The sequence below is a fragment of the Variovorax sp. TLI9-5A genome, from assembly GCF_056867935.1.
Map to the genome: position 1 here is coordinate 5,812,937 of NZ_CP200310.1, position 13,286 is coordinate 5,826,222.

At 68.3% G+C, this 13,286-nt stretch carries 15 protein-coding genes; 13 read left to right on the forward strand and 2 right to left on the reverse strand.

Annotated elements, in window-relative coordinates:
• Positions 1 to 26 precede the first annotated feature (26 nt).
• The 4 genes from AC1VNX_RS27695 to AC1VNX_RS27710 are packed head-to-tail and all read left to right on the forward strand — an operon-like array spanning position 27 to position 4,091.
• On the forward strand, positions 27 to 1,037 hold the full coding sequence (locus AC1VNX_RS27695) for a S1C family serine protease (RefSeq protein ID WP_483160772.1): 1,011 nt from the start codon (positions 27 to 29) through the stop codon (positions 1,035 to 1,037).
• Between the two features lie 36 nt (positions 1,038 to 1,073).
• A complete protein-coding gene (locus AC1VNX_RS27700) occupies positions 1,074 to 2,093 on the forward strand; it encodes an AAA family ATPase (protein ID WP_483160773.1) in 1,020 nt (339 codons plus the stop codon).
• Entirely contained in the window at positions 2,074 to 3,057 is a 984-nt protein-coding gene (locus tag AC1VNX_RS27705) for a DUF58 domain-containing protein (protein ID WP_483160774.1), read from the forward strand. The genes AC1VNX_RS27700 and AC1VNX_RS27705 overlap by 20 nt, the downstream gene beginning before the upstream one ends.
• Positions 3,054 to 4,091 carry a VWA domain-containing protein gene (locus AC1VNX_RS27710; protein WP_483160775.1) on the forward strand — a complete coding sequence of 346 codons (1,038 nt, stop codon included), beginning with the start codon at positions 3,054 to 3,056 and terminating at the stop codon, positions 4,089 to 4,091. The genes AC1VNX_RS27705 and AC1VNX_RS27710 overlap by 4 nt, the downstream gene beginning before the upstream one ends.
• On the opposite strand, the gene AC1VNX_RS27715 is transcribed toward AC1VNX_RS27710, so the two are convergent.
• Positions 4,075 to 4,710 carry a TetR/AcrR family transcriptional regulator gene (locus tag AC1VNX_RS27715; protein ID WP_483160776.1) on the reverse strand — a complete coding sequence of 212 codons (636 nt, stop codon included), beginning with the start codon at positions 4,708 to 4,710 and terminating at the stop codon, positions 4,075 to 4,077. The two genes, AC1VNX_RS27710 and AC1VNX_RS27715, sit on opposite strands and share 17 nt — an antisense overlap.
• A gap of 71 nt (positions 4,711 to 4,781) precedes the next feature.
• A complete protein-coding gene (locus AC1VNX_RS27720) occupies positions 4,782 to 5,384 on the reverse strand; it encodes a phenylacetic acid degradation protein PaaY (protein WP_483160777.1) in 603 nt (200 codons plus the stop codon).
• 169 nt (positions 5,385 to 5,553) lie between these two features.
• Here AC1VNX_RS27720 and AC1VNX_RS27725 point away from each other — a divergent pair, with 169 nt between their 5' ends.
• The 9 genes from AC1VNX_RS27725 to AC1VNX_RS27765 all read left to right on the forward strand — a co-directional run bounded on the left by AC1VNX_RS27725 (position 5,554) and on the right by AC1VNX_RS27765 (position 13,218).
• Positions 5,554 to 6,357: an enoyl-CoA hydratase-related protein gene (locus AC1VNX_RS27725; protein WP_483160778.1), complete on the forward strand. Its 804-nt coding sequence runs from the start codon at positions 5,554 to 5,556 to the stop codon at positions 6,355 to 6,357.
• Between the two features lie 3 nt (positions 6,358 to 6,360).
• Positions 6,361 to 6,819: a hydroxyphenylacetyl-CoA thioesterase PaaI gene (paaI, locus tag AC1VNX_RS27730; protein ID WP_483160779.1), complete on the forward strand. Its 459-nt coding sequence runs from the start codon at positions 6,361 to 6,363 to the stop codon at positions 6,817 to 6,819.
• A 13-nt stretch (positions 6,820 to 6,832) separates the two neighbouring features.
• Complete coding sequence (gene paaK, locus AC1VNX_RS27735) at positions 6,833 to 8,143, forward strand: phenylacetate--CoA ligase PaaK (protein WP_483160780.1); 1,311 nt, start codon at positions 6,833 to 6,835, stop codon at positions 8,141 to 8,143.
• Between the two features lie 38 nt (positions 8,144 to 8,181).
• Positions 8,182 to 9,192 (forward strand): 1,2-phenylacetyl-CoA epoxidase subunit PaaA, encoded by a 1,011-nt coding sequence (paaA, locus tag AC1VNX_RS27740; protein ID WP_483160781.1) that lies wholly within the window; start codon positions 8,182 to 8,184, stop codon positions 9,190 to 9,192.
• On the forward strand, positions 9,189 to 9,485 hold the full coding sequence (paaB, locus tag AC1VNX_RS27745) for a 1,2-phenylacetyl-CoA epoxidase subunit PaaB (RefSeq protein WP_126023084.1): 297 nt from the start codon (positions 9,189 to 9,191) through the stop codon (positions 9,483 to 9,485). Before paaA ends, paaB begins: the two co-directional genes overlap by 4 nt.
• A 140-nt stretch (positions 9,486 to 9,625) precedes the next feature.
• Entirely contained in the window at positions 9,626 to 10,405 is a 780-nt protein-coding gene (gene paaC / locus AC1VNX_RS27750; RefSeq protein WP_126023083.1) for a 1,2-phenylacetyl-CoA epoxidase subunit PaaC, read from the forward strand.
• On the forward strand, positions 10,402 to 10,926 hold the full coding sequence (gene paaD, locus AC1VNX_RS27755; protein ID WP_483160782.1) for a 1,2-phenylacetyl-CoA epoxidase subunit PaaD: 525 nt from the start codon (positions 10,402 to 10,404) through the stop codon (positions 10,924 to 10,926). Before paaC ends, paaD begins: the two co-directional genes overlap by 4 nt.
• A gap of 14 nt (positions 10,927 to 10,940) precedes the next feature.
• Positions 10,941 to 12,026, forward strand: coding sequence for a 1,2-phenylacetyl-CoA epoxidase subunit PaaE (paaE, locus tag AC1VNX_RS27760; RefSeq protein ID WP_483160783.1), 1,086 nt, complete (start codon positions 10,941 to 10,943; stop codon positions 12,024 to 12,026).
• A 46-nt stretch (positions 12,027 to 12,072) separates the two neighbouring features.
• Positions 12,073 to 13,218, forward strand: coding sequence for an ABC transporter substrate-binding protein (locus AC1VNX_RS27765; RefSeq protein WP_483160784.1), 1,146 nt, complete (start codon positions 12,073 to 12,075; stop codon positions 13,216 to 13,218).
• Positions 13,219 to 13,286: the final 68 nt, after the last annotated feature.

Below are 13,286 nucleotides of genomic sequence, written 5' to 3' on the forward strand. Positions count from 1 at the left end.
CGATTTTTTAAGCCGGAGGTACTCCGATGCGCAGGCCCGCTTTCTACAGCCGCTCGCCCCGCACGCTGCCACCGGCCGCAGACGAGGCGGCCGAACGGGCGGATGCGCCGCCATCGCCCGAGACGGCCGGCGCCGGCTCCATACCTCCTGAGGGCCCCGTGAAGAAATCCGGCTGGCAGCCCGGCCGCCGCAGCTTCGCGCTGCTCGTCATGCTCTCGGCCGCGCTGGTCACCGGCGCCGTGCTGTGGACACCGCGCCCTGGCACCAAGGTTCTCACCCAGAAAGACATCGACGCGGCCGTACTGCGCACGCTGCAGACCAACACCCTGCCCTCGCCCGCGGCCAAGGCGGCCGACATCATCCGGCCCTCGGTGGTGCGGGTGGTGAGCTACGGCGAGGAAAAGAACACGCCCGAGGCCAAGACCCAGAAGCGCGGGCGCAACATGGCCAAGGGCAAGCCGCCCGAGGCGCCCAACGACGGCGGCGCGCCGGGCGAGTACGAACGCGGCGTGGGCACGGGCGTGGTGATCGTCGACAAGGGCGTGATCCTCACCAACCTGCACGTGGTCGCCGGTGCCGACAAGATCAAGGTCACCTTCTACGACGGCCTGGAGGCGCCCGCCACCATCACCGGCGTGCAGCCCGAGAACGACCTCGCGGTGCTGCAGGCGCAGAAGATTCCCGACGACCTGATCCCCGCCACCATGCGCTCCACCGCCGACCTGCGCCCCGGCGATCAGGTCGCGGCGGTAGGTTTTCCCTTCGGCATCGGGCCTTCGGTGTCGGCCGGCGTGGTGTCAGGCCTGAAGCGCTCGTTCCGCTCGCCCGAGGGCAAGCAGGAGCTGGGCAACCTGATCCAGTTCGACGCGGCCGCCAACCCCGGCAACTCGGGCGGCCCGCTCATCAACATGGACGGCGAGGTGCTCGGTATCGTCACCGCCATCCTCAACCCGACGCAGCAGCGCACCTTCATCGGCATCGGCTTCGCGGTGCCCATCGAGAACGCGGCATCGGCCGCGGGTTCGCCGCCTTTCTGATCCTCTTTTCTTCCTTTCCTCTCGAAAGCCCTTCGCATGAGCACAGCAGAGACCACCGCCAACCCCACGCCAGCCGGCACGGCCGAACTGATGGAGCAGATCCTCTACGAGGTGAAGCGCGTGGTCGTGGGCCAGGACCGCTTCCTGGAGCGCGTGATGGTCGCCATGCTCGCGGGCGGACACCTGCTGGTAGAAGGCGTGCCGGGGCTGGCGAAGACGCTCACGGTGAAGACGCTGGCCGACACCGTGCGCGGCCAGTTCAAGCGCATCCAGTTCACGCCCGACCTCGTGCCCGCCGACCTGGTGGGCACGCGTATCTACAACCAGAAGACCGGCGACTTCAGCACCTCGCTGGGCCCGGTGTTCGCCAACCTGCTGCTGGCCGACGAAATCAACCGCGCGCCGGCCAAGGTGCAGAGCGCGCTGCTTGAAGTGATGCAGGAGCGCCAGGTCACCATCGCGGGCGAGACGCACAAGGTACCGCGCCCCTTTCTCGTGATGGCCACGCAGAACCCCATCGAGACCGAGGGCACCTACCCACTGCCCGAGGCGCAGGTCGACCGCTTCATGATGAAGGTGCTGGTCGACTACCCGAGCGACGAGGAAGAGTTCGTCATCGTCCAGCGCGTGATCGGCCCGCCGGTCAGCGCCACGCCGGTCGCCACCACCGAGCAACTCGCGGCGCTGCAGGCCGAGGCGCGGCGCGTGTACGTCGACCCGTCGCTGATTCAATATGCGGTGAAGCTGGTGTCCGCCACGCGCACGCCCGAGAAGCACGGCCTGAAGGACCTGCGCCGCTTCATCACCTTCGGCGCCAGCCCGCGCGCCAGCATCAGCCTGACCGAAGGCGCGCGCGCCCTTGCCCTGCTGCGCGGTCGCAGCTATGCGCTGCCGGAAGACATGACGGCGCTGGTGCCCGACGTGCTTCGCCATCGCGTGACGCTTTCCTACGAAGGCCTGTCCGAAGGCCTGACGCCGGACAGCCTGGTCGAGAAGATCATGCGCGCAGTCCCCGCTCCTCCAAAGCCTCTGGAACATGAAAAGCTGGTGGCGTAAGGCCCCCGCGGCCGCCAACGACGACCGGCTCGCCATCGAAGCCGGCGGGGCCGAACGCGCGCTGCGCCGGCTCGAATGGACCGTGATCCGCCGCCTCGACGGCTTGCTGCAGGGCGACTACCGCACGCTGATGCGCGGCACCGGGCTCGACCTAGCCGACCTGCGCGAATATCAGCACCACGACGACGTACGCCACATCGACTGGAATGTCACTGCACGGCTGCAGACGCCGCACGTGCGCGTGTTCACCGAAGACCGCGAGATGGCCGCGTGGTTCGTGCTCGACCTGAGCCGCTCGGTCGATTTCGGCTCTGGCCTGAAGGCCAAGCGCGAGATCTCCGCGGGCTTCGTCGGCGTGCTGGCGCGGCTGCTCACGCGGCACGGCAACCGGGTGGGCGCGCTGGTCTACGGCAGCGACCTGGAGGCGGTGATCCCGCCGCGCACCGGGCGGCGCCATGTGCTGCACCTGCTGCACGCGATGGAAAAGCGCGCCGGCAAGGCCGAGCCCCTGCAGAAAGGCATGACGCGGCTGGCAGACCTGCTCAAGTCGGCCGCCACGCTGATGCCGCGCCGCTCCACGGTGTTCGTGGTGTCCGACTTCCTCAGCGAGCCCGGCTGGGAACGCCCGCTGGGCCAACTGGTGCAGCGCCACGAGGTGGTCGCTGTGCGCCTCTTCGATCCGCTCGAGCTGGAGCTGCCCGACCTCGGCCTGGTACCGCTGCGCGACGCCGAGACCGGCGAGCAGCTGTGGGTCGACACCCACGACGCGGGCTTCCGCAAGCGCTTCGCCAGGCTGGCGGCCGAGCGCGAAGCCGCATTGCGCGAGGCACTGGCCCGGTCCGGCGTCGACGCGCTCGAACTCTCGACCAATGACGACCTGGTGGAAGCCATCGTCCGTTTCGCCGATCTGCGCAAGCGCCGCGCGCGCATCGGCCAGGCTGGCATGAAGGCGGTGGCAGCATGACTTTTCTCTGGCCTCAATTCCTCTGGCTGCTGGCGGCGCTGCCGCTGCTGATCCTGCTTTATCTCTGGCTGTTGCGGCGCAAGAAGAAGCTGGCGGTGCGCTATGCCAGCCTGTCGATCGTGCGCGAGGCCATGGGCGCCGGGCAGAGCTTCCGGCGGCACCTGCCGCCCCTCCTGTTCCTGCTGGCGATGGCCGCGATGCTGGTGGCCGCGGCGCGGCCGATGGCGGTGGTGGTGCTGCCGTCGAACCAGCAGACCATCATCCTGGCGATGGACGTCTCGGGCAGCATGCGCGCGGCCGACGTGCAGCCCAACCGGCTGGTGGCGGCGCAGGAAGCGGCCAAGAGCTTCATCAAGGACCTGCCGCGCAGCGTGAAGGTTGGCATCGTCGCCTTTGCGGGCAGCGCGCAGGTGGCGCAATTGCCCACCACCAACCATGAAGACCTGGTGACCGCCATCGACAGCTTCCAGCTGCAGCGCGCCACCGCCACCGGCAATGCCATCGTGGTGTCGCTGGCCACGCTCTTCCCCGACGCGGGCATCGACGTCGAGCAGTTCAGCGCGCCGAGCCGCCAGCGCGGTGCGGCGATCGACCAGAACGAGAAGAAGCTCAAGGAATTCACGCCCGTGGCGCCGGGCTCCTTCACCTCGGCCGCGATCATCATGCTGACCGACGGCCAGCGCACCACCGGCGTCGATCCGCTGGACGCGGCCAAGGCCGCGGCCGACCGCGGCGTGCGCATCTACACGGTGGGCGTGGGCACGGTCGACGGCGAGACCATCGGCTTCGAAGGCTGGTCGATGCGCGTGCGGCTCGACGAGGACACGCTCAAGGCCATCGCCAACAAGACCAACGCCGAATATTTCTACGCGGGCACCGCGAACGACCTGAAGAAGGTCTACGAGACGCTGAGCTCCAAGCTCACGGTGGAGAAGAAGGAAACCGAGATCTCGGCACTGTTCGCGATGTGCGCGGCGGTGCTGACGCTGCTGTCGGCCGGGCTGTCGCTGCTCTGGTTCAACCGGATTCTCTAGCGCCTCGCGGGGCGGCGGCCTCGGGCGACTTCACAGCCCCGATGCCGCCCAGGAACAGGTCGGCCACGATCGGCGCGATGGCCGCGTGGTCGAGCCGGCCGTCGGGCTTCATCCAGGTGAACATCCAGTTGATCATGCCGAAGAGCAGCATGGTCAGCGGCTTGGCGAGGTCGTCGCTGGGCGCGCCGGGGCGCAAGGCCGACACCGCGCGCGCGAAGCCCGCGACCACCTCGCGCTCCTTGTCGAGCACGCGCTCGCGGTCGGCCTCTTCCAGGAAGCGCACGTCGTCGGTCAGCACGCGGTGCGCATCCTGCGCGCCGGCGTATTCCTCGACGATGCGGTAGATGAAGCGGCGCAGGCGCTGCTCGTCGGTGTGCGTCGAGGCCTCTTCCTCGGCCACCAGCGCCGCGAGCTTGGACACATGCGTCTCGGCGATGCTGATGAGCAGGCTGCTCTTGTCCTTGTAATAGTGATAGAGCGTGGCCTTCGAGAGGCCGCAGGCCTCGGCCACCTGGTTCATCGAGGTGGCGGGATAGCCGCTGCGCGCGAACAGCTGGGCGGCCTGCGCGAGGATGAATTCACGCTGGTCCTCATAGGTGGCGGATCTTCCACGCGGCATCGGTTGCTGTTCCTCGGTTGTCGTTCGGTTGTAGGAAACGCGCGATCTTGCACCAAGCGCGAACGGGCTCCTCAGCCCCGCCTGGTGGCGATGAGCGAACGCACGTCGGTGGCCGGCAGGCGCGGGCGGTTCTTCTCCACGCCGGTCAGCGGCTCCACCTCGTGCAGGCTCGCGAGGCTGCGCACCGTGAGCGCCTGGTAGGTCTGAGTGCCTTCGAGCTTCCAGGCGATCTCGTCCTCGGTCAGCTCGCGCTTCACCTTGGCCGGGATGCCCGCGCTCAGCGTGCGCGCCGGCACTTTCATGCCGGCCGGCACGAAGGCGCAGGCGGCGACGATGGCCTTCTCGCCGATCTCGGCCTCGTCCATCACCACCGCGTTCATGCCCACCAGCGCGTCGCGCCGCACGATGCAGCTGTGCAGGATCGCGCCGTGGCCGATGTGGCCGTTGACCTCCACCACCGTGTCATTGTCCGGAAAGCCGTGGATGCAGCAGTGGTCCTGCACGTTGGAGCCCTCCTCCAGCACGATGCGGCCGAAGTCGCCGCGCAGGCTGGCGCAGGGGCCCACGTAGCAGTTGGGGCCGACGATCACGTCGCCGATCAGCACTGCCGTGGGGTGCACGTAGGCGCTCGGATCGACGACCGGGATCACGCCGTCGATGGAATAGCTGGGCATTCGGTCTGTCTCCTTGTCTTGGCTGGGCCTGGCTTTTTGCGGCTCTCAGGGTTTGCCCTGATCGAGCCGCCTTGTGCCGCCGCCGGGGTCGATCCTAAAATCAACCGAACGGTCGGTCAATAGTGTTTGCACGCCGGCCCATACCCATAAAGGACGAAAGAGACACGCGATGACTGAGCCTTTGGTACTCACCGCCAACGCCGGCGCCGTGCGCACGCTGAGCCTGAACCGGCCCGCGGCGCTCAACAGCTTCACCACCCAGTTGCACGAAGCACTGATGGCCGAGCTGGAAGCCGCGGCAAGCGATGCGAGCGTGCGCTGCGTGGTGCTCACCGGTGCAGGCCGCGCCTTCTGCGCGGGGCAGGACCTGGCCGACCCGTCCGTCGCGCCCGACCCCACGCCCGGCGCCGCGCCCAAGGACCTGGGCCACGTCATCTCCACCTGGTACGCCCCGCTGGTCGCGCGCCTGCGCTCGATGCCCGTGCCGGTGATCGCCGCCGTCAACGGCGTGGCAGCCGGCGCTGGCGCCAACCTCGCGCTGTGCTGCGACCTCGTGGTGGCCGCGCGCTCGGCCAGCTTCATCCAGGCCTTCACCAAGATCGGCCTCGTGCCCGACACCGGCGGCACCTGGCTGCTGCCGCGCCTCGTCGGCTCGGCGCGCGCGCTGGGCATCGCGATGCTCGGCGACAAGCTGTCCGCCGAGGAAGCCGCGCGCATCGGCCTGATCTGGCAGTGCGTGGACGACACGGAACTCGCCGGCACCGCAGCCGCGCTCGCATCGAAGCTGGCCGGCATGCCCACGCGCGCCCTCGTCGCCACCCGCGAGGCCATGGCCGCCGCACAGCACATGGACCTGGGCGCGGCGCTTGCCGAAGAAGCCCGCATCCAGCGCGAGATGGGCAACGCCAACGACTACCGCGAAGGTGTCGAAGCCTTCCGCGCCAAGCGCGCGCCCGTCTTCAAGGATCGCTGAGCCATGACCGACATCCAACGCACGCCCCAGCAGACGGCCGAGTACGTCCGCGACGGCATGTTCGCCAACGACAACGCCAGCAAGGGCCTGGGCATGCGCATCGTGGAGGTCGGCCCCGGCCAGGCCACCATCGAGATGCGCGTGCGCCCGGACATGCTCAACGGCCACGCCATCTGCCACGGCGGCTTCATGGCCACGCTGGCCGATTCCACCTTCGCCTTCGCCTGCAACTCGTACGACGAGCTGACCGTGGCCTCGGGCTTCGCCATCGACTTCATCGCCCCCGCGCGCGAGGGCGACGTGCTCACCGCGCGCTGCCACGAGGTGTCGAAGGCCGGGCGCACCGGCGTGTACGACACCGAAATCACCAACCAGCGCGGCGAGCGCGTCGCGATCTTCCGCGGCCGCTCCTACACCGCCAAGGGCCGCCCGGCCGTTCCGCCTGCCGCCGCAGCCGCCTGAGGAGACAACACACATGACAGTCAAACGCCCCGCCCCCGGCGAGCTCGAGCCCATCGAGACTGCCAGCCGCGACGAGATCGCGGCGCTGCAGCTCGCCCGCCTGCGCACCACGCTGCAGCGCGCCTACGAGCACGTGCCCCACTACCGCCGTGCCTTCGACGACAAGGGCGTTCACCCTGACGACCTGAAGTCGCTGGCCGACCTGTCGAAGTTCCCGTTCACGGTGAAGAGCGACCTGCGCGACAACTACCCCTTCGGCATGTTCGCCGTGCCGCGCGAGAAGGTCGCGCGCATCCACGCCTCCTCGGGCACCACCGGCAAGCCGACCGTGGTGGGCTACACGCTGCAGGACATCGACACCTGGGCCGACCTCGTCGCCCGCTCCATCCGCGCTGCGGGCGGCCGCCCCGGCGACATGGTGCACGTGTCGTACGGCTACGGCCTGTTCACCGGCGGCCTGGGCGCGCACTACGGCGCCGAGCGCGCGGGCTGCACCGTCATCCCGATGTCGGGCGGCCAGACCGAGAAGCAGGTGCAGCTCATCCAGGACTTCAGGCCCGACATCATCATGGTCACGCCCAGCTACATGCAGGTGATTATCGAGCAGTTCGAGCGGCAGGGGCTGGACGCGAAAGACAGCTCGCTGAAGGTCGGCATCTTCGGCGCCGAGCCGTGGACCGAGGCGATGCGCCGCGACATCGAGGCCAGGGCCGGCATCGACGCGGTCGACATCTACGGCCTCTCTGAAGTGATGGGCCCGGGCGTGGCCAGCGAATGCGTGGAGAGCAAGGACGGCCCCGTCATCTGGGAAGACCACTTCTATCCCGAGATCATCGACCCCGAGACCGGCGAGCTGAAGGCCGACGGCGAGGAAGGCGAGCTCGTCTTCACCTCGCTGAGCAAGGAGGCCATGCCCATCGTGCGCTACCGCACGCGCGACCTCACGCGCCTCTTGCCACCCACCTCGCGCTCGTTCCGCCGCATGGGCAAGATCGTCGGGCGCAGCGACGACATGATGATCATCCGCGGCGTGAACGTCTTCCCCACGCAGGTGGAAGAGATCGTGCTCGCGCACCAGGCGCTCTCGGGCCTCTACCAGGTGCACGTGAGCCGCGCCGACAAGCTCGACCAGGTCGAGATCCACTGCGAGCTCAAGCCCGCCGACGCCGCCTCGGCCGACCGCGCTGCCATCGGCGACTGGCTGCAGCACCGCGTGAAGACGCTCATCGGCATTTCCACCCGCGTGGTGGTCCACGGCCCCGACGAGATGGAACGCACGCAGACCGGCAAGGCACGCCGCGTGATCGACACGCGCCCGCGCTGAAGAAAGCCACTTTCCACATCCACCGAAAGGACACGCACATGTACACCCAGGCAATGGACACCATGGGCAAGGACTCGGGCGACGGCAAGCAGAAGGCCGTGCGCTCCGCCGAGGAGATGCAGCTCGAGCAACGCTTCGACGCGCACATCGACGCCGGCGACTTCATCGAGGCGAAGGACTGGATGCCCGAGCACTATCGCAAGACGCTGGTGCGCCAGATCAGCCAGCACGCGCACTCGGAAATCGTCGGCATGCTGCCCGAGGGCAACTGGATCAGCCGCGCGCCCACGCTCAAGCGCAAGGCCATCCTGCTGGCCAAGGTGCAGGACGAGGGTGGCCACGGCCTCTACCTGTATGCCGCCGCCGAGACACTGGGCACTTCGCGCGACCAGATGTTCGAGGCGCTGCACAGCGGCAAGGCCAAGTACAGCTCGATCTTCAACTACCCCACGCTGACCTGGGCCGACATGGGCACCATCGGCTGGCTGGTGGACGGCGCGGCCATCATGAACCAGGTGCCGATCTGCCGCTGCTCGTACGCGCCGTATGCGCGCGCCATGATCCGCATCTGCCGCGAGGAGAGCTTCCACCAGCGCCAGGGCTACGAATCGCTGCTGACCATGATGACCCACGGCACCGATGCGCAGAAGGCCATGGTGCAGGACGCGGTCAACCGCTGGTGGTGGCCCTCGATCATGATGTTCGGCCCGCCGGACGACCAGTCGCCCAACAGTGCGCAGTCGATGCGCTGGGGCATCAAGCGCTTCAGCAACGACGAGCTGCGCCAGAAGTTCGTCGACGCCACGGTGGAGCAGGCCCGCATCCTCGGCGTGACCCTGCCCGACCCCGACCTCAAGTGGAACGAGGAGCGCCAGGCGCACGACTTCGGCGCCATCGACTGGAGCGAGTTCTGGCGCGTGATCGGCGGCGACGGCCCCTGCAACCGCGAACGCCTGCAGGCCCGCGTCGACGCCTGGGAAGACGGCGCATGGGTGCGCGAAGCCGCGCTGGCCCACGCCAACAAACAACCTATGAAGGAGGCGGCATGACCGTCGAACAGAAGCAAGAGTGGCCCCTGTGGGAAGTGTTCGTGCGCAGCAAGGCCGGCCTCGACCACAAGCACTGCGGCAGCCTGCACGCGGCCGACCCGAAGATGGCGATCCAGATGGCGCGCGACGTCTACACGCGCCGCCAGGAAGGCAGCAGCATCTGGGTGGTGCGCTCCGACCAGATCGTGGCCAGCGACCCGGGCGACAAGGACATGTTCTTCGACCCGGCCGAGGACAAGGTGTATCGCCACCCGACTTTCTATGCCTTGCCCAAATCGGTCGATCACATGTGAGGTCTTGCCCCCTCTCCCGCTTGCGGGAGAGGGTTGGGGTGAGGGCTTCGGCCCTCGCCATCACCGGACCTCATCCACCGCCCGCGCCCTCACCTCAACCCTCTCCCCAAGGGGAGAGGGAGCAAGACAGAGCCAATGAAATGCAAGCATCGATCGAACTGAACCGCACGCCCGCCGTGCAATACCTGCTGCGCATCGGCGACACATGCCTCGTGCTCGCGCAGCGCCTGGGCGAATGGTGCGGCCACGCGCCCGTGCTGGAGGAAGACATCGCGATGGCAAACATCGCGCTCGACCTCGTCGGCCAGGCCCGCGCGCTGCTCACGCACGCGGGCAAGCTCGAAGGCGCCGGCCGCGAGCACGACGAGGACCAGCTCGCCTACCTGCGCGACGAGCGCGACTACTTCAACCTCACCATCGCCGAACTGCCGCGCGGCGACTTCGCCTTCGCCGTGGTGCGCAACACGATGGTCTCGACGCTGCTCAAGCTGCTGTGGCAGCGCCTGGCCGCGTCGAACGATCCCGAGGTGGCCGCCATCGCCGGCAAGGCGCTGAAGGAAGCGCGCTACCACCAGCAGCACTCGGGCGACTGGGTGGTGCGCCTGGGCGACGGCACCGAGGAATCGCGCCGCCGCACCGAGAAGGCGCTGAAGCAGCTGTGGCTCTACATGCCCGAGCTCTTCTTCAGCGACGAGGTGGATGCCGCCGCAAGCGCCAGCGGCCTCGGCCCGGCATGGAGCGAGCTGCGCGAACCCTGGCTCGCCGAGATGCAGCAGGTGCTGGACGCCGCCGGCCTCGCCATGCCCAGGGAAGCCGCCTTCCGCAGCACCGGCAAGCACGGCGTGCACAGCGAGCACATGGGCTACATCCTCGCGGAGATGCAGCACCTGCAGCGCACCTTCCCCGGAGGCGTGTGGTGAACGCACTGGCCTCGCGCGTCGACGCCGCATGGGCCGTGCTGCGCACCGTGCCCGACCCCGAGGTGCCGGCCGTGTCGGTCTGCGACCTCGGCATCGTGCGCGACGTGATCGAGCACGACGACGGCCTGGAGATCGTGCTCACGCCCACCTATTCCGGCTGCCCCGCCACCGAGGCCATCGAGCACGACGTGCTCGCCGCCGTCGAGCAGGCCGGCCTGGGCCGTGCACGCGCCACGCTACGCCGCGCGCCCGCCTGGACCAGCGACTGGATCAGCGACGAAGGCCGCGCAAAGCTCAGGGCCTACGGCATCGCGCCGCCGGCGCATCTCACGCCCGAAGTCGCGGCCAACACCGCGATGCCGATCAAGCTCTTCGGCCGCATCGCAGGCGAACGCATCGCCTGCCCACGCTGCGCAAGCGAGCGCACCGAGCGCCTTTCCGCATTCGGCTCCACGGCCTGCAAGGCCCTGTACCGCTGCATGGCCTGCCGCGAGCCCTTCGAACATTTCAAGCCGATCTGAGGCAACACAACACGATGAGCACCCTCTTCCACCCCTTGCGCGTGAAGGCCATCGAGCCCGACACGCACGAGGCCGTCATCGTCTCCTTCGAGGTGCCGGCCGACCTGCAGCAGGTCTTCGGCTTCACGCAGGGCCAGTACCTCACGCTGCGCCACGACATCGACGGCCAGGACCTGCGCCGCTCCTATTCGATCTGCGCCGGCCTCGACGACGGCGAACTGCGCGTGGGCGTGCGCAAGGTGCGCGGCGGCGTGTTCTCCAACTGGATCAACGCCAGCCTGAAGCCCGGCGACACCCTCCAGGTGATGGCGCCGCAGGGCCGCTTCTTCGTGCCCATCGAGCCCGGCTCGGCGCGCCACCACGTCGGCATTGCCGGCGGCAGCGGCATCACGCCCATCCTGTCGATCATGAAGACGGTGCTCGCGCGCGAGCCGCACAGCCGCTTCACGCTGATCTACGGCAACCGCCAGCTGCAGTCCACGATGTTCAAGGAAGAAATCGAGGACCTGAAGAACCGCTACATGACGCGCCTCGTGCTGCAGCACGTGTTCTCCGACGAACACACCGATTCGCCGCTGGGCTTCGGCGTGATGAACCGCGAGAAGATCGGCGAGTTCCTGCAGAGCGTGGTGCCGGCGGCGCAGATCGACCACGTGTACGTGTGCGGCCCCTTCCAGATGAACGACGAGGCCGAGGCCGCGCTGCTGGCCGCCGGCGTGCCGGAAGACCGCATCCACATCGAACGCTTCGGCGTCGCACTGCCCTCGGCCACGCAGGTGGGCGCGGTGGTGCACGAGGCGCAGCCCGGCGATGCCAAGCAGGCGCGCATCATCATCGTGCGCGACGGGCTGCAACGCGAGATCACCTTCACCGAAGGCCAGCCCAGCATCCTCGACGCAGCCTCGGCCGCGGGGCTCGAGGTGCCGTTCTCGTGCACCTCCGGCGTGTGCGGCACCTGCCGCGCCAAGTGCGTGGACGGGGAAGTCCGCATGGAAAGAAACTTCGCGCTCGACAAGAATGAAGTGGCCGCGGGTTTCGTACTGACCTGCCAGGCACACCCGCTGACCGAACGCGTCACGCTTTCCTTCGACGAGCGCTGAGATACTTCAGGCCTCAACTTTCATTTCAAACGGAGACAAACCAACCATGAAATTCTTCAAGCCCCTGCTGACCGCCGCCCTGTGCGCCACGGCCCTCGCGGCCTGGGCCGACGTCAACGTCGGCGTGACCATTTCGGCCACCGGCCCGGCAGCCTCGCTGGGCATCCCCGAGAAGAACACCATCTCGCTGATGCCCAAGACGATCGGCGGGCAGAAGATCAACTACATCGTGCTGGACGATGCCTCCGACACCACCGCGGCCGTCAACAACACGCGCAAGCTCATCGCCGAGAACAAGGTCGACGTGATCCTGGGCTCGACCACCACGCCGGCCTCGCTCGCCATGATCGACGTGGCCAGCGAGGCGCAGACACCGATGATCTCGGTGGCCGCGTCGGCGCGCATCATCGAGCCGATGGATGCCAAGAAGAAGTGGGTGTTCAAGACGCCGCAGAACGACATCATGATGTCGCTGGCCATCGCCGAGCACATGGCCGCCAATGGCGTGAAGACCGTCGCCTTCATCGGCTTCTCCGACGCGTACGGCGAAGGCTGGTCGCAGGAGTTCGCCAAGGCCGCCGACCTGAAGAAGATCAAGGTCGTGGCCAACGAGCGCTATGCCCGCACCGACACCTCGGTGACCGGCCAGGCCCTGAAGATCATGGCCGCCAAGCCCGACGCAGTGCTGGTCGCCGGCTCCGGCACGCCGGCAGCTCTGCCGCAGAAGACGCTGAAGGAACGCGGCTACACCGGCAAGATGTACCAGACCCACGGCGTGGCCAACGCCGACTTCCTGCGCGTGGGCGGCAAGGACGTGGAAGGCACCTTCCTGCCCGCCGGCCCCGTGCTCGTGGCCGACCAGCTGCCCGCCAGCAATCCGGTGAAGAAGTCCGCCCTCGCCTACGTGTCCGCCTACGAAGCCGCCTACGGCAAGGGCTCGGTCTCGACCTTCGGCGGCCACGCCTGGGACGCCGGCCTGCTGATGAGCTCGGCCGTGCCCGTCGCGCTGAAGAAGGCCCAGCCCGGCACGCCCGAGTTCCGCGCCGCGCTGCGCGACGCGCTGGAGCAGACCAAGGAAGTGGCCGGCGCGCACGGCGTGTTCAACATGACCGCGCAGGACCACCTGGGCCTCGACCAGCGCGCCCGCGTGATGGTGAAGATCGAAAACGGCGCCTGGAAATACCAGCCCTGATATCTCTGGGCTTGCCCCCAGGCTCCGCGCACTTCGTTTCCCTTCTCCCACCCCCTGCCGGGGGCAAC